General features: G+C 61.1%; 14 protein-coding genes. 13 read left to right on the forward strand and 1 reads right to left on the reverse strand.

What is annotated here, in order from left to right; translation table 11 throughout:
• Positions 1-10 precede the first annotated feature (10 nt).
• A complete protein-coding gene (locus KHO07_RS09470) occupies positions 11-973 on the reverse strand; it encodes a LysR family transcriptional regulator (RefSeq protein ID WP_150736281.1) in 963 nt (320 codons plus the stop codon).
• Between the two features lie 278 nt (positions 974-1,251).
• On the opposite strand from KHO07_RS09470, the gene KHO07_RS09475 reads away from it, so the two are divergent.
• The 13 genes from KHO07_RS09475 (at position 1,252) to KHO07_RS09535 (ending at position 16,919) form a co-directional block, all read left to right on the forward strand.
• Positions 1,252-2,190, forward strand: a complete 939-nt coding sequence (locus tag KHO07_RS09475; protein ID WP_212627024.1) for a VOC family protein — start codon at positions 1,252-1,254, stop codon at positions 2,188-2,190.
• Positions 2,191-2,205: 15 nt separating this feature from the next.
• Positions 2,206-2,616 (forward strand): Rieske (2Fe-2S) protein, encoded by a 411-nt coding sequence (locus KHO07_RS09480; RefSeq protein WP_212627025.1) that lies wholly within the window; start codon positions 2,206-2,208, stop codon positions 2,614-2,616.
• A gap of 87 nt (positions 2,617-2,703) precedes the next feature.
• Positions 2,704-3,828, forward strand: coding sequence for an FAD-dependent oxidoreductase (locus tag KHO07_RS09485; protein ID WP_212627026.1), 1,125 nt, complete (start codon positions 2,704-2,706; stop codon positions 3,826-3,828).
• Positions 3,829-3,872: 44 nt separating this feature from the next.
• A complete protein-coding gene (locus KHO07_RS09490) occupies positions 3,873-5,570 on the forward strand; it encodes a DUF1302 domain-containing protein (protein WP_212627027.1) in 1,698 nt (565 codons plus the stop codon).
• A 12-nt stretch (positions 5,571-5,582) separates the two neighbouring features.
• Positions 5,583-6,971: a DUF1329 domain-containing protein gene (locus KHO07_RS09495; protein WP_212627028.1), complete on the forward strand. Its 1,389-nt coding sequence runs from the start codon at positions 5,583-5,585 to the stop codon at positions 6,969-6,971.
• A gap of 61 nt (positions 6,972-7,032) precedes the next feature.
• Positions 7,033-8,136, forward strand: a complete 1,104-nt coding sequence (locus KHO07_RS09500) for a YCF48-related protein (RefSeq protein WP_212627029.1) — start codon at positions 7,033-7,035, stop codon at positions 8,134-8,136.
• A 4-nt stretch (positions 8,137-8,140) separates the two neighbouring features.
• On the forward strand, positions 8,141-10,615 hold the full coding sequence (locus tag KHO07_RS09505; protein WP_212627030.1) for an MMPL family transporter: 2,475 nt from the start codon (positions 8,141-8,143) through the stop codon (positions 10,613-10,615).
• A complete protein-coding gene (locus KHO07_RS09510; protein ID WP_212627031.1) occupies positions 10,605-11,855 on the forward strand; it encodes an MFS transporter in 1,251 nt (416 codons plus the stop codon). Before KHO07_RS09505 ends, KHO07_RS09510 begins: the two co-directional genes overlap by 11 nt.
• 13 nt (positions 11,856-11,868) lie before the next feature.
• Positions 11,869-12,450 carry a cupin domain-containing protein gene (locus KHO07_RS09515; RefSeq protein WP_150736290.1) on the forward strand — a complete coding sequence of 194 codons (582 nt, stop codon included), beginning with the start codon at positions 11,869-11,871 and terminating at the stop codon, positions 12,448-12,450.
• Positions 12,447-13,430, forward strand: a complete 984-nt coding sequence (locus KHO07_RS09520; RefSeq protein WP_212627032.1) for a fumarylacetoacetate hydrolase family protein — start codon at positions 12,447-12,449, stop codon at positions 13,428-13,430. Before KHO07_RS09515 ends, KHO07_RS09520 begins: the two co-directional genes overlap by 4 nt.
• A 10-nt stretch (positions 13,431-13,440) precedes the next feature.
• The gene (locus KHO07_RS09525; protein WP_212627033.1) at positions 13,441-14,445 is read left to right on the forward strand and encodes an NAD-dependent epimerase/dehydratase family protein; all 1,005 of its coding nucleotides are present in this window, start codon (positions 13,441-13,443) and stop codon (positions 14,443-14,445) included.
• Positions 14,423-15,217 (forward strand): cyclase family protein, encoded by a 795-nt coding sequence (locus tag KHO07_RS09530; RefSeq protein ID WP_150736293.1) that lies wholly within the window; start codon positions 14,423-14,425, stop codon positions 15,215-15,217. Before KHO07_RS09525 ends, KHO07_RS09530 begins: the two co-directional genes overlap by 23 nt.
• 58 nt (positions 15,218-15,275) lie before the next feature.
• Positions 15,276-16,919, forward strand: coding sequence for an arylsulfatase (locus KHO07_RS09535; RefSeq protein ID WP_212627034.1), 1,644 nt, complete (start codon positions 15,276-15,278; stop codon positions 16,917-16,919).
• Positions 16,920-16,949: the final 30 nt, after the last annotated feature.

Below are 16,949 nucleotides of genomic sequence, written 5' to 3' on the forward strand. Positions count from 1 at the left end.
GACGCCCCGGCTAATTGACCAATCGTGACTCGGGATGCGAGGTATCGCGAGGGACGATAGGACCCTGTTCCAGATGCTGGATGAACTCGCTGATACGCTCGCGCAGCCAGCGGTGCATCGGGTCGCCGTCGACGCTGCGGTGCCAGAGCATGACCTCGCGCATCACCGGAATCTTCACCGGTGGATTGAGGATGCGCAGCGGCAGGTGCTCGGCGTACAACCGCGCCAGGCGCTGGTGCATGGTGGCGATGCGTTGGGTGCCGACGACCAGTTGCGGGAGGGTGTTGAAGTCGTTGGTGATGACTTCGATACGGCGGTTGAAGCCGTATTGGTTCATGAACCACTCTTCGATGCTCAAGTGCCGGGTGCGACCAAACCCCACCGAAACGTGGCCCATGTCCATGTACTGTTCAAGGGTCAGGCTGTTGCCGACCTGGGTGTTGCCGCTCCACACCACGCAGACGTGTTCTTCTTCGAACAGCAGTTTGTGGGGGTGGCCATCGATGATGTAGCGCTCAGGCACGATCATCAGATCGACCTCGCCACGAACCAGCAATTCACCGGAGTTATCGCCAGGGCCGAGCATCTCGAAGGTGATGTTCGGCGCTTCCTGATGGATCTTCTGAATGACCTGGGCGAACAGCACGCTGATCAGATAATCCGAGGTCACGAGGCGGAAGTGGCGCTTGCTGGTGTTGGGATCGAACACCGGTTTGGCGGTAATCGAGGATTGAATCGTCAGCAACACTTCGCGAATCGGCTTGGCGAGCTCCTGGGCGTAGGGCGTGGGCTGCATTTTGCGCCCCACCTGCACCAGCAGCTCGTCTTCGAAATAACTGCGCAAACGCCCGAGTACGCCACTGGTTGCGGACTGCGTCATGTGCAGGCGTTCGGCGGCACGCGTGATGTTTTGCTCTTCGAGCAGAACATCGAGTGCCACCAGCAGATTGAGATCCAGGTGGTTGAAACGCATCGGGCATGTCCGTTGTTGTATTTATTTTCACGATACATTCCGGTGAATTGATCGTTCCGTCAACCCCGCCGTTACGACCTTATCCCGCGAACTCAGGTATCGCGTTTGCCGATAGGTCGCATCCCCACTCGCGATTAGTCAGCTGCAAAACCACGCGTCAATCTTCGCCGCAGTCGGACCTCTGGACGACACCACCACCGGATTCCATGCGCAGCTGATCGGCCTCATCGAGCGTTCGGCAGCAGTCTCCGGATCATAATTTCAATGGAGTGGTAGCCATGAACATCATTGGCCTTGACGCCCTTATCTTTGGCGTCGATGACATCCAAGCCTGTACCGATTGCCTGCGTGACTACGGCCTTGCGCCGGTTGACGTCGACAGCCATGGCGGGCGCTTTGAAGCGCTGGACGGTACTGCCGTGATCATTCGCCGTGCGGACGATCCGACCCTGCCGGTTGCCATCGGCCCGGCGCCGTCGATTCGCGAAACCATCTACGGCGTTGCCAGCGCGGCAGACCTCGACGCCATCGAAGACGAGTTGGCGCGGGACCGTCAGGTCACCCGTGACAACGGCGTGCTGCACAGTGTCGACGACATGGGATTTGCAATCGCTTTTCAGGTGACCGTGCGCAAGGCTTACAACGCCCCGGACGACCTGACCAACGCCGCCGGCCACGCACCGCAGCGCCCGCTGAACCAACCCGGCATCACCCTCGACATGAGCGCGGTGCCACGCACCTTGTCCCACGTGGTGTATTTCGTCCCCGACGCGGCCAAGGCCGAAGCGTTCTATGCCGAACGCCTGGGCTTTCGAACCACGGACACCTTTGTCGGCGCCGGGCCGTTCATGCGCCCCGCCGGTTCCGATGATCACCATTGCCTGTTCATGATCCAGACCCCGCCGCACATGAAGGGCTGCGAGCACTTCACCTTTCACATGGGCAGCGGTACCGAAGTGCTGTTGGCCGGTACGCGTTTCGAGCAAAAGGGCTGGACCAGTTTCTGGGGGCCTGGCCGTCACCTCTTTGGCTCCAATTGGTTCTGGTACTTCAACAGTCCGCTGGGTTGCCACATCGAATACGACGCCGACATGGACAAACACGATGACGCCTGGGAGGCCCGTCGCGCGCCCCTGTCAGCGGATAACTCGCAACTGTTCCTGTTCAACTCGAAAGAAAAATGGGCACCCGGCGGCCCGCCACCCAAACAGGGTTGAGTGCGGAGGTCAGCCATGAGCCACAGCGATTTTTCCCTGTGCCGGCTGGACGAATTGGTGGAAGGGCAGGCGCGCGGGTTCGATCCACTTCAGCGCGGCAGGGACAGTGTTTTTGCCTTGGTGCACGAGGGGCAGGTGCGGGTTTATCGCAACAGTTGCCCGCATCTGGACGTGCGCCTGGAGTACCGCAAAGACCGTTTTTTATCTGCCGACGGCCAGTTGATCGTCTGTTACGCCCACGGTGCGCAGTTTCTGCCGGGCACCGGTGAATGCGTCTACGGCCCTTGTCTGGGGCAGAAACTGGAGGCGTTGCCGTGGCGGGTGGAGGAGGGCTGGCTGGTGCTGCAAATGCCCGGTGTGGAGGTCGCGCCGGCTCAAATTGAGGTATCGCGTTTGGAGATACATCGCATCCCTACTCGCGATTAGTCAAATCCCTGCATTGACGGGAAGCTGAACCTAACGACGCAGTGCCCGGCGCTGCATCGAATCACAAGAATAAAAAGTGAGAAAGCCATGAGTACAGTGAACAAAGTTCTGATCGTGGGCGGTGGTATTGGTGGCTTGTGTGCGGCCATCGCCCTGCGCCGCAAGGGCATTGAGGTCGATCTGATCGAACTCAAGTCTGAGTGGACGGTGTACGGCGTCGGGATCATCCAGCAAAGCAACGTGGTCCGCGAGATGGCCAAGCTGGGTGTGCTGGATGGTTACCTCGATGCGGCGTACGCCTTTGAAGACGTCGCCATTTACGGCCCGGGCGGTCAGCAACTGGCGCGCATTCCGGGTCAACGCCTGGCAGGGCCTGCGTACCCGGCCAACGTCGGTATCTCGCGTCTGGCGCTGCACAAGGTCCTCAGCGAAACGGCGCTGAAACTCGGCGCCAAAGTGCGCCTGGGTCTGAGCGTTGAATCCCTGAGCGACACAGGCGACAACGTTGATGTGCTGTTCACGGATGGCAGCAGCGCTGTCTACGACCTGGTGGTCGGTGCTGACGGCCTGTTCTCCAGGGTTCGCGATTTGCTGTTCGGCGACACCTACACGCCTCGTTTCACCGGCCAGTCGGTGTGGCGCTACAACTTCCCGCGCGCTCCACAAATCGATCACCTCGCCAACTACCAGAGTGCCGAAGGCAATGCCGGTCTCGTGCCATTGGCCGGTGACCTGATGTACCTGTTCCTCACGTCCCACGAACCGTCCAACCCGTGGATGGACCCGGCGACGCTGGCCGAGCAGATGCGCCAGCGGTTGCAGGGTTTCACCGGCCTGATCGGTGAACTGCGCGAGCAAATCACCGACAGCAGCCAGGTGGTCTACAAGCCGATGGAAGTGGTTTTCGTCGATGAGCCTTGGTATCGCGGTCGCGTCCTGTTGATCGGCGATGCTGCCCACGCGACCACGCCGCACCTCGGTCAGGGGGCCGGCATGGCGATTGAAGACGCCATCGTGCTCAGTGAAGAACTGACCCGCGACGGCAGTGTCGAGCAACAGTTGCAGCGCTTCATGGCGCGGCGTTTCGAGCGCTGCAAGTTCATCAGCGAAAGCTCGGTGCTGGCCGGCGACAAGGAAATGCAGCACGACCGCGAGTTCGACCGCATCGGCCTGGTCAAGCAGATGCTCGCGCGGACGGCCGAGCCCATCTGATTCACCCACAGCAGTTACCACTATAAAAACAAGAGGTTAACGCGATGGTTAGTTCCACGACTGCGACGCTTGCGCGCCGCCCGGTCTGCACGTCTGCACCCTTTGGTTTCACTCTTGCCGCGGCGTTGGTGCTGTGCAGCCAGGCGGCCCATGCTTTTTCGGTGGATACCGGCAATCCGGATTTCAAGCTGCGTTGGGATAACACCGTGAAGTACAGCGCCGCCTGGCGCATGCAGAATCCGAGCAGCAAACTGAGCGAGGGCCAAGTGGCGCTCAACCAGGACGACGGCGATCGGGCCTTCAAAAAGGGCCTGATCTCCAACCGTACGGACATCCTTTCCGAGCTGGACATGTCGTTCAAAAACGTTGGCGCGCGCCTCAGTGGCGCCGCCTGGTACGACAGCTCATACCAGCACGACAACGATAACGACGATCCGGCTCGAGCCAACGCGCGTTCCGTGGCCTACGACGAATTCACCGACGACACCCGCCATTTGCATGGCGGCGACGGTGAATTGCTCGATGCGTTCGTGTACTGGAACGGCGAGCTGGCCGATCACGCCACGTCCGTGCGCGCCGGTCGCCACGGCTTGATCTGGGGCGAGAGCCTGTTCTTCGGGGCCAACGGCATTGCCGGTGGCATGGCGCCGGTCGACGTGGTGAAAGCGCAGTCCGTACCCAACACCCAGTTCAAGGAAATCACCCGGCCGGTCAATCAATTGTCGGGCACGTTTCAACTGACCAACGACGTATCGCTCGGCGCCTTTTACCAGCTGGAGTGGGAAGAGACACGCCTGCCGGGTGCCGGCAGTTACTTCTCCACCAGCGACACCATCGGTGAAGGCAACGAACGCTTGATCGTGGGCGCGCCATTTCCTGCGTTCCTCGGTGGCAATCCCGGCAGCCCGGCGGCGTTTTTCCACGGCAATGACAAGGAAGCGAAAAGTTCGGGGCAGGGCGGCCTGCAGTTGAAATACAGCGCCGAGACGGTCGAGTACGGCCTGTACGCGATCCAGTATCACGACAAGACACCCAAGCTGTATCTCAAGCCTTCCACTGGTGCGCCGAACTTCGGCACTGGCCAGATCGGCGAGTACTACTGGGTGTACCCGGAAGACATTCGCGCCTTCGGGGCCAGTTTTTCCACCACGGTCGACGAATACAGCTTCGCCGGTGAAGCCTCGATGCGCTGGAACATGCCGCTGGTTTCCAACGGGCAAACCGTCCTGCCCGGCGTCGTCGCTGATAACGATGACGATGCCCTCTACGCGGTCGGCCGTACCGCCCACGTCAACCTCAACGTCCTGGCTTCGTTCGGGCCGAACTTCCTTGCCAGGGAATCAGGGCTGGTCGGTGAGATCGCCTGGAACCGCCTGTTGAACGTCACCAAAAACCGCGCCGCCCTTGACCCCAATGCCACCGATGACGGCCTCGGTTTCAAGGTGGTTTACACCCCGACGTACCGCCAGTTCTTCTCCGGCATCGATATCAGCATTCCGGTCGGCCTCAGTTATTTCCCGCTGGGCAAATCGGCGGTGGTCAGCTCGTTCGGGCCGGACAACGGCGGCGACATGAACATCGGCATCACCGCCACCTACCTCGATCGCGTCACCGCCGGGCTGACCTACACGCATTACTACGGCGCCGAGGACACCAACCTCAACGCCGCCAGCCAGTTCAATTACAAGCAATCGCTGAAAGACCGGGACTACCTGTCTTTCTCCGTCAAGACCACGTTTTAAGAGGACTTGCGCATGACCCATAACAAGAAAACCGGAGCCTTCAAGCTCAAAGCCCTTTGCTTTGCACTGCTGGGCAGCCTGGCCATTGGCAGCCAGATGGCGGGCGCTGCGACAGCGGAAGACGCGGCCAAACTGTCGAAAAACCTGACGCCTTTTGGCGCCGAGCGTGCCGGCAATGCCGACGGCTCCATTCCGGCGTGGGACGGTGGTTACACCAAGGTCGATCCTTCGTTCAAGGAAGGCGGCAAGCGTTCCGACCCGTTTGCCGCAGACAAACCGCTGTTCAGCATCACCTCGAAAAACCTGGCGCAATACGCTGGCAAACTCAGCGATGGCACCAAGGAAATGTTCAAGCGTTTCCCGGACACCTATCGCATCGATGTGTACCAGACGCGTCGCACCGCCGCCGCGCCGCAGTGGGTGTATGACAACACGCTGAAAAACGCCACCCGCGCCAGACTGGTCGACAGCAGCGCCGGCCCCGTCCCCGAAGGCGCCTTTGGCGGTATTCCGTTCCCGGTGCCGAAAAACGGTGCCGAAGCCATGTGGAACCACGTGCTGAATTGGCGCGGAACCTCGCTGTCGATGCATTTTCGTCACTACCTGATGACCGCCGATGGCAAGCCGGTCATGACCACCGATGGCCAGGCCATTCAGGAGATGCCGTATTACTACCAGGACGGATCGCCGGAGACTTTTGACGGTGACTATTGGCTGTTCCGCCTGCTCAACGTCGGGCCACCGTTGCGCGCCGGCGAGCAGATCATGGGCCGTACCAACATCAACGGCGACCTGTCCCAGGCCCACGTTTACCTGACCGGCCAACGCCGGGTACGCAAACTGCCGAATGCCTGCTGCGATACACCGACACCGGCGACTGCCGGGGTGATGTCGTTCGACGAGTTGAGTGTGTTTCAGGGTCGCATGGACCGCTTCAACTGGAAACTGGTGGGCAAGCAGGAGATGTACATCCCCTACAACACCAACAAGGTGCAAGCCGCCGCCAAACCTGAAGACCTGTTCCTCGCCCACCACATGAACCCGGATTACGTGCGTTGGGAATTGCACCGGGTCTGGGTAGTTGAAGCGGACTTGGCGCCGGGCAAGCGTCACCAATTGCCGAAGGGCCGCTATTACCTTGATGAAGACACCTGGCAAGCCATGTTGGGCGACCGTTGGGATGCCAACGGCCAATTGGCCAAGACCCTGTGGTCGTTGCCAGCGGTCCTGCCGGACCTGCCTGCACAAGCGCAATTGTCTTCCGGTTTTTACGACCTGACCTCCGGCGCCTGGTTTATCCAGAACGTCTACACCGGCCAGCCAGAACAGTACGGCGTGGTGGATCGCTACAAGGCCTCCGAGTTCTCGCCTGCGGCGATGGCGGGTGCCGGGGTTCGTTGAGTCAGACCGGGTCGCGGCTGGCGCAGCGTGATCCGGTATCAAACGGTTTTTCGAGGTCGGTATGAACAGATTCTGTCAGGTGATTGGTCGGCTGATGTGGTTGATGGCGCTGCCTCTGGCGCCGTTGAGCCTGGCGCAGGCCGCTGCGGTGGGCGACGCACTCAACACGCCGGCGATGCTGGCGCCGCAAGCGAAATCCGCGGTGCTGCTGGACCTGGCCCGGGCGGGTGCGCGGCTGGTGGCGGTGGGGGAGCGGGGCATCGTGCTGCTTTCCGATGACAATGGCACGAGCTGGCGTCAGGCCGCGGTGCCGGTTTCGGTCAGCCTGACCGCCGTGCAGTTTGTCGACGCCAATACAGGCTGGGCGGTGGGGCATGGCGGTGTCGTGCTGGCATCCCGCGACGGTGGTGAACACTGGGTTGTGCAACTGGACGGTTTGCGTGCGGCACAACTTGAGTTGGCGGCCGCCACCGAGCAACTGCCTTCTGCGAGCGATCCGGATGCCGCCGCCGCGCGCGTGCAAACGGCTGAACGGCTTGCCGGTGAGCCTGCAGACAAACCGTTTCTCGCCCTGCAATTCGTCGATGCCCGACACGGCCTGATTGTTGGCGCGTACGGCCTGGCGTTTCGCACCGACGATGGCGGTACTACCTGGCAATCCATCATGGGGCAAATCGATAACCCGATGGGCGCGCACTTGTCGGCCATCGCTCAACAAGGCGAGCACTGGTTCCTGGCTGGCGAGCAGGGTTATCTGGCGCGTTCGACGGATGCCGGCAAGTCATTCACCCAGCTGGAAAGTCCTTACGCGGGCAGTTTTTTCACCCTGAAAATGCGTGATGACGGCGTGCTGCTGGTGGCCGGTTTGAAAGGCAATGCGTTCGCCTCCAGCGACCTTGGCGAGAGCTTCCAGCCCGCGCCGGTTTCCATGCCGGTGTCTTTCAGCGATGCGATTCGCACCGATGACGGCCAGTTGCTGCTGGTCAATCAGAGTGGCGCCTTGTTTCGCACCAACGGCCAGGCCGGTGCACTGCTCCAGCCCTACGGCAAACCGCTCGGCAAGCCCGTTGCCAGTGTTATCCAGGCCGCCGATGGCAGCCTGACGCTGGCTGGTTTTACTGGGTTGACGCGCATCTCGCCGTCAATCGCTACCGCTTCGGAGTGAGGTTATGAAGTCTTTCGACAACGCCACGGAAAGCCTGGCGAATTTCGATCCACGCTCCGGTTCAGTGGTGGAACGCACGCTGTTCAACCACCGCCTGTGGGTGCTGCTGGTGTGTGTGCTGACCACTCTGGTGCTCGGCTATCAAGCCACTCGAATCGAGCTCAATGCCAGCTTCGAAAAGATGATCCCCACCCAGCAGCCCTACATTGCCAACTACCTTGAGCACCAGAAACAGCTGACCGGGTTGGGCAACGCCCTGCGCATCGTGGTGGCGAACAAACAAGGCGATATTTATGACGCCGAATACCTGAAAACCCTGCAGGCACTGAGCGACAAACTCTACCTGCTGCCGGGTGTCGACCGGGCCTACATGAAGTCGCTGTGGACACCGGCCACGCGCTGGGTCGCGGTGACTGAAGACGGCCTCGACGGCGGCCCGGTGATTCCCGATGACTACAGCGGCACCGCCGCCAACCTCGAAGCGCTGCGGCGCAATGTGCAGCGCTCCAATGAGCTCGGTCAGTTGGTGGCGCTCGACCAGACTTCCAGCATCATCTACGTGCCCTTGCTGGCCACCACCCCTGACGGCAAGCCGCTGGATTACGCCGTGTTGTCCGAACAACTGGAGACGCTGCGTAGCACTCATCAAAGCGCCGACATCGATATTCGCATCACCGGGTTTGCGAAGAAGGTCGGCGACCTGATTGCCGGTTTGAAGCAGATCCTGCTGTTCTTCGCCGTCGCGATCCTGATCACCACTGCCGTGCTGTACTGGTACACCCGCTGCCTGCGCAGTACCGTGCTGGTGGTGTTGTGCTCGCTGGTGGCGGTGGTCTGGCAACTCGGTTTGCTGCCGTTGCTGGACTATCAGTTGGACCCGTATTCGGTGCTGGTGCCATTCCTGGTGTTTGCCATCGGCATGAGCCACGGCGCGCAGAAAATGAACGGCATCATGCAGGACGTTGGCCGTGGCATGCACAGGGTGGTGGCGGCGCGATTCACCTTCCGCCGCCTGTTCCTCGCGGGGCTGACGGCGCTGCTGTGTGATGCCGTGGGTTTTGCGGTGCTGATGCTGATCAAGATCCAGGTCATCCAGGACCTCGCGGTGATCGCCAGCATTGGCGTGGCGGTGTTGATCTTCACTAACCTGATCCTGCTGCCGGTGCTGCTCTCGTATGTAGGCGTTTCACCGCGCGCGGCACAACTGAGCCTCAAGAGTGAGCAGGCCGAGCAAACCGGTCAGACACGCCATGCCTTTTGGCGTTTTCTTGACCTGTTCACCCATCGTCGCTGGGCCAGCCTGTGCATCGCCATCAGCCTTGCGTTGGCCGCTCTGGGTTTTGTGGTCAGCCTGCAATTGAAGATCGGCGACCTCGACGCCGGGGCGCCGGAGTTGCGCGCGGATTCACGCTACAACCAGGACGACGCCTATCTGACCCGTCACTACGGCGCCAGCAGCGACCTGTTCGCGGTCATGGTGAAAACCCCGGCCAGCAGTTGCGCACGCTACGACATCCTCGCCAAAGTCGATGCCCTGGACTGGCAACTGCGTGCCTTGCCGGGCGTGGATTCGACCAATTCGCTGGCGCTGCTCAACCGGCGCATGCTGGTCGGTCTCAGTGAAGGCAACCCGAAGTGGTACGAACTGCAGAACAACCAGGCGATGCTCAACATGATCACCGCCAGCGCGCCACGCGGCTTGTACAACGAAGACTGCAGCCTGTTGACCCTGTACGCCTACCTCACTGACCACAAGGCCGAGACACTGACCCGCCTGGTCGATCACGTGGAGACATTTGCCGCCGCGAATAACACCGACGAGGTGCAATTCCTGCTCGCCGCGGGCAATGCCGGCATCGAAGCCGCGACCAACATCGTCGTCAAGCAAGCCAACCGCGAAATGCTCGTCTGGGTCTACGGTGCGGTGATTCTGCTGTGCCTGATCACCTTCCGCTCCTGGCGCGCGACGCTGTGCGCGGTGATTCCGTTGATGCTGACGTCCATCCTCTGCGAAGCCTTGATGGTCTGGCTGAACATCGGCGTAAAAGTCGCCACGTTGCCGGTCATCGCCCTGGGCGTGGGCATCGGCGTCGACTATGCGCTGTACGTGATGAGCATTCTCCTGGGCCATCTGCGCCAAGGGGCAAGCCTGTCCGAAGCGTATTACCGCGCGCTGGTTTCCACCGGCAAGGTGGTGATGTTGACCGGTATTACTTTGGCCATCGGCGTGGCGACCTGGACGTTCTCACCGATCAAGTTCCAGGCCGACATGGGTGTGCTGCTGGCCTTCATGTTTGTCTGGAACATGGTCGGCGCCCTGGTGTTGCTGCCGGCGCTGGCGTACTTCCTGTTACCCGCACGCAACGAAGTGCAGGGTGCCGTCGTGCCGCTGACAGTGAGCAACGTGGCGGTTTCTGAGGCGGCTGTTGTTGCGAACACTCGTCACCTGCGCATCGAGGAGCCGTGCCATGGTCGTTAATGCCTTTGTTGAACCACGCACCCGCCAGGCGGGATGGGCACAATCGCTGTTGTTGCTGCTCGGCAGCTGTCTGCCGGTGCTGGGGGCGGTGCTGTTGGCCCCGGTGTTGCCGCGGATGCAGGCGCATTTTGCCGACGTGCCCGGCAGTGCCGTGCTGGTGCCTGTGGTGTTGACCTTGCCGGCGTTGATGATCGCCTTGCTGGCGCCATTCGCCGGGGTGATCGCCGATCGCCTCGGCCGCAAACCCTTGTTGCTGGCGAGCATGTTGCTGTACGTCCTCTGCGGCGTGCTGCCGCTCTGGCTCGACTCGCTGCCGGCCATCGTGTTGAGTCGTGCGGGCATTGGATTGGCCGAGGCGGGGATCATGACCTGCTGCACCACGCTGATGGGCGACTACTACAGCGGTGCCAAACGTGAACGTTTGTTTGCCCTGCAGATGGTCGCGACTTCGTTGTCGGCGGCGGTGTTTATCGCGCTGGGTGGGTTCCTGGGTCAGGACGATTGGCGTACGCCGTTCGCGTTGTATGCAGTGGGTCTGATTTTCCTGCCGCTGATGGCCTGGAAGCTGTGGGAACCGCAGGCTCGTCCGCAGCCTGAACTACCCACGCAACCGATGCCGGCAGGCAAGTTTCCGTGGCGCGCGCTTGCGCCTCTGTATGGGCTGTCGCTGTTGGCAGGCTTGAGCCTGTTTATCGTGCCGGTGCAGGCCGGATACCTGCTCAACCTGCTGCAGGTGGATGCCCCGGAACAAATCGGCATGACCATGGGCGCCAATCAACTTGGGGTGCTGATCGGTGCGCTGAGTTTTCGTTTGTTCAGCGGGATGCGCGGGCAATACATGCTGTTGATCGCCTATGTGCTGGCGGGTATCGGCGGATTGTTGATGGCGGGCGCGCTGACCCATGTGCAAGTGGTGGTCGCGGTGACGATCAATGGCCTGGGCATCGGCCTGATGTTGCCGACGCTGATCACCTGGATCATGGCGCAAGTCAATTTTCATCAACGCGGGCGGGCGGCAGGGTGTTTTACCGCGGCGATCTTCGCCGGCGAATTTATCAGCCCCCTGGTGGTTCTCGGCATGACCGGTGGCGTCGTCACCGCGTTACCCCATGCGTTGGCCATTGTCGGTGGTGTGCAACTGTTGGTGGCGGTGTTCTGTCTGGCCGTGCCCCGGCTCGGTGGCTTGTTGCCCCACGCGAATGTTGTTGTCGGTGGCACGACCATCGGCGACGGAAATTGAACGAGGATTTTCCATGCAAGCGCTTCCTGAATTCAAACGAGTGGTCACCGGTCACAATCAGCATGGCCAGGCGATTGTCGCCAGTCACGGACCGACGCCGAACGTGTTCCCGTTGTCGTCGGTGCCGGGCACGGTGTTTTATGAACTGTGGAACAGCAGCACCAGCCCGGCTGTGCTCGACAACGCCAGCGATCCCAGCAGCAAACCGTTACAGCTGAGCCCCGGACCACTGGGCAGTGTGATTCGCGTGGTGGATATCCCGCCGGACAGCGTGCAGAACGCAGTCAGTGCTGAAAATGCCGCGGCAGCATTCGCCGAAATCGGCGAGTCCCGTGCCGGTACAGGGCAGGCCAACGCCAAGCATAAATTGATGCACCGCACCGAAACCCTCGACTACGGCATCGTCACCGAGGGAGAAGTGTGGCTGGTGCTGGACGAGGAAGAAGTGCACCTCAAGCGCGGCGATGTCGTGGTGCAGCGCGGCACCCATCACGCCTGGAGCAACCGCACCGAAGCGATGGCGCGCATGGTCTTCATTCTTCTCGATGGACGTTTCGCCGCAGAGTTGAGCAATGGCCGGGGAGCATCGGTATGAAACTCGCCACGCTGAAAAACGGCAGTCGTGATGGTCAACTGGTGGTGGTTTCGCGGGATCTCGCGTGGGCTCTGGACGCCAGTTCCGTGGCGCTGACTTTGCAACAAGCGATAGAGAACTGGAGCCTTATCGAGCCGCGCTTGCAGGCGTTGTCCCGTCAGTTGAATGCGGGCGAGGCGACAGACGCCTTCGCTTTCGACCCCAGCCAGGCCATGGCGCCGTTGCCTCGCGCTTATCAGTGGTGCGATGGCTCGGCGTTTCTCAGCCACGGTGCGCTGATGCAGAAGGCGTTCAACCTTGAGCCCATCGACGGCGTCGAACACACACCGTTGATGTACCAGGGCGCCGGTGACGATTTCATTGGCCCGCGCGACGACATTGCGCTGCCGAGCGAGAGCCAGGGCATCGACTTTGAAGGCGAGTTCGTGGTGCTGGTGGATGACGTGCCGATGGGCTGCGACGCGCAAAAAGCGTTGCAGCACATCAAGTTGATCCTGCAAATCAATGACGTCAGTTTGCGCGCATTGGCCCCACGGGAAATGCGCACGGGTTTTGGCTTCTTGCAGGCCAAGCCCTCATCCAGCTTCGCACCGCTTGCCATTACCCCGGACGAGTTGGGCGATGCCTGGCGCGATGGCCGTGTGCATTTGCCTTTGCAGGTGCACTGGAATGGCCAATGGTTTGGTCAGCCCCACGGCGGGCAAATGAATTTCAGTTTCGGCCAGTTGATCGCCCACGCCGCGCTGACTCGCCGGCTGCGCGCGGGCACGCTGATGGGTTCCGGTACGGTCTCGAATGCCGAGCGCAGTGCGGGTTCGGCCTGCATTGCCGAGCGTCGCGCCATCGAAATGATCGAGCAGGGCGCCGCGCAAACCGGCTTCATGCGCTTTGGTGATCGCGTGCACATGGACGTTCTGGATAGCGACGGCCAGTCGCTGTTCGGCGCCATCGATCAACGTGTCGTTCAGGCTCAAGGCTGAGGGGCGCTTTATGCGTGTGTTGATTACCGGAGCCAATGGATTTGTCGGACGAGAGCTGGTGCGTTGCCTGCTGGCGCGTAGCCATTTACGCGGCCAGAACATTGGTTCGTTGTTGGTGCTGGACAGGGACTTGCAGGGATTGCCGGAGGACGCGCGTCTGCGTCGTCATTTCGGCAGCGTGACCGATCCGGCGTTGATGCGTCGGGTGTTGGCCGACGGCATCGACGTGGTGTTCCATTTGGTCAGCATTCCCGGTGGCGCGGCTGAAGAACAGTACGAACTCGGTTATCAGGTCAATCTGCTGGCCAGCCTTGAACTGCTCAACCAACTGCGCAACAAAAGCCAGCCACCGGTTCTGGTGTACGCCAGCAGTGTTGCGGTGTACGGCAGTCATCTGCCGGAACGAATGAGCGAGGCTGCCGAACTGCACCCTGAATTGTCCTACGGCACCCACAAGGCCATGGTCGAAAGCGCCGTCAGCGACCTTGCCCGGCGCGGCGATGTGGATGGTCGTGCGTTACGCCTGCCGGGCATTGTCGCTCGGCCCCGTGAGCCCAATGGCTTGCGCTCGGCATTCATGAGCGACCTGATGCGCGCTTTTGCCGAGGGCGTACCTTATCAATGCCCGGTCTCGCCAGAGGCGACGGCCTGGTGGATGTCGGCGCGCTGCTGTGTGAACAACCTGATCCACGCTGCGGAGCTGGATGGCGCCTCGTTGGGCGCTCAACGGGTGTGGCAGTTGCCCGTCCTGCATTTGTCCATCGCCCAGGTGGTCGACGCATTGGCCGAGCGCTATGGGCAGGACCGCCGCACGCTGCTCAGTTATGCGCCGGACGCAGGACTGCAAGCGTTGTTCGGACAGATGCCACCACTGAAAACCCCGCAAGCGCGTGCCGCCGGTTTCAATCATGACCGCAACGCGGCCGCGCTGGTCCGTCATTCCCTCAACCCCTCGGCCCCCCGACACTTGCCGCTGACCGGAGAGACCTTACATGTCACTGCCAACCAAGCCTAAACGTCGTCTCGTCGACCTCTCGGTCACCCTCGACAACAACCCCTACACCGATCCGCCGCCGTTGCTGCCAAAGATCGATTACATGGATCACCAGCAAGGCTGGCCGGAAATGGCCGCGATGTTTCCGGGTTTGCAACTCGAACAGATGCCGGGCAACGAATCCTGGGCGGCCGAGCGGCTGCACATCACTACCCACAGCGGCACGCACATGGATGCGCCCTGGCATTACGCCTCGACCACCGACGGTGGTCAGCCAGCGTTTGGCATCGACGAGTTACCGCTGGACTGGTGCTTGCAACCGGGGGTCAAGCTGGATTTCCGGCACATGGCGGACGGTCATGTGGTGACTGCCGATGAGATCGAAGCCGAATTGACGCGCATCGGTCATGAGTTGCAGCCGCTGGACATCGTGCTGATCAACACCCGTGCCGGTGCGCTGTTCGGGCAACCGGGTTATCTGGATGCCGGCGTCGGCATCGGTCGTGAAGCCACGATGTATTTGCTGGAGCGTGGAGTGCGGGTCGTTGGCACCGATGCCTGGAGCTGGGACGCACCGTTCAAGTACACCCGTGAGCGTTTTGCCGCCAACGGCGATGCCTCGATCATTTGGGAAGGGCACAAGGCCGGGCGCGATATTGGTTATGGGCAAATGGAGAAACTTGCCAACCTGGAGTCTTTGCCGGCCAGTGGATTCGTGGTGTCTTGCTTTCCTTACAAGATTAAACACGCATCAGCGGGTTTTGTTCGCGCGGTGGCGATATTCGAAGAGTAAGTCGCGTGCGGGAAAGCCGAAAAACAGTCCTTCGAATAAACACAATAAGAGAGAACACATGCCTCTTTTGCGTCTGCCTCAAACGATACTCGCGACCCTGCTCGCCATGGGCAGCGGTCTGGCCATGGCGGCCAGCGCTGACTCGGCACCGCCCAATATCCTGTTGATCGTCGCCGATGACCTGGGGTACTCGGACCTTGGCAGCTATGGCGGCGATATCAGTACACCAAGCCTGGACCAACTGGCCAACGAGGGTCTGCAATTCACCCATATGTACGCCGCGCCGACCTGTTCGATCACGCGCTCGATGTTGATGTCCGGCACCGACAACCACCTCGCCGGACTCGGCACCATGGCTGAAGCCCTGCAACCGTTTCAACGGGGCAAGCCGGGATACGAGGGGTATCTGAACCAGCGTTCCTACTCGATTGCCGAACTGTTGAAACAGGGCGGCTACAGCACCCTCATGGTCGGTAAATGGCACCTGGGCCTGGAGGCGGATCAAGGCCCGGACCAGCGCGGCTTCGAGCAGTCTTTCACGTTGCTGGAGGGCGGTGCATCGCACTTCAAACCCTCCAGTCTCGACCCGGCGAAGATCGAGCAGGTGCACTACCGCGAAAACGGCCAGGCCGTGGAGTTGCCGGAGGATTTCTATTCCTCGGACTTCTACACCGACAAGCTGATCAGCTACTTGCAAAACAGCAAAAAGGACGGCAAGCCGTTTTTTGCCTACGCGGCGTTCACTTCGCCGCACTGGCCGCTGCAAGCGCCCAAGGCGTATCTGGACAAGTACAAAGGACGCTTCGATCAGGGATACGACAGCGTACGTCTGGCGCGGATCGAGCGGATGAAAAGCCTCGGCCTCATGGCCAGCGATGCCCAGCCTGCGAAGCCGCTGCCAGTGAACCCCAAGCTGCCGGGATGGGAGCAGTTGAGCCCTGAGCAGCAGCGTGTCGAAGCGCGGAAGATGGAAATCTACGCCGCCATGGTCGACAACCTCGACCATAACATTGGCCGCCTGGTCGACTACCTGCGCAAAAGTGGGCAGTACGACAACACGCTGATCGTGTTCATGTCGGACAATGGCGCGGCGGGGGAAAATCACGCCCGGTTCTATCCGCCGGGCCCGCGTACCGACAATCGTTACGCCAACCTCGGGCAAAAGGGCTCACAGATCGACTATGGCTTGCGCTGGGCCGAAGTCAGCGCGGCACCTTTCCACCTGTTCAAAGGCACCACCGCAGAAGGCGGCATCAGCGTGCCGGCGATTGTCCATCTGCCCAAGGCACTGCGTCGTCAGGGGGTGGAACGCGGCGTTGCGCGGGTCGATGACCTGGCGCCGACCTTTCTCGAACTGGCGGGTATCGCATTGCCAACCGCTGTCGATAAACACCCGATTACCGGCAAATCGATGCTGCCAATGCTCGCCGGTAAAGGTAGCCCACACGCCACCGACAGCCTGGCCGGAGAGCTGTTCGGCAATGCGTACTATCGCGAAGGCAATCTCAAACTGCTGGGCATGCGACCCCAGGCAGGGTTTGGCGATAACGCGCAGCCGCTGCAATGGCAATTGTTCGACGTGGCGCAGGATCGCGGTGAAACCACCGACCTGGCGGCCGCCCAACCGCAGACGGTACAGCGGTTGAAGGCCGCGTGGCTGAAGTATGCACAGCAGGTCGGTGTGGTGTTTCCAGCGCATTGATCGGGTTTGCCCTCATGCACCCGCATGGAT

The sequence above is a fragment of the Pseudomonas sp. PP3 genome (assembly GCF_905336995.1).
Taxonomy (GTDB): Bacteria; Pseudomonadota; Gammaproteobacteria; order Pseudomonadales; family Pseudomonadaceae; genus Aquipseudomonas; species Aquipseudomonas reinekei.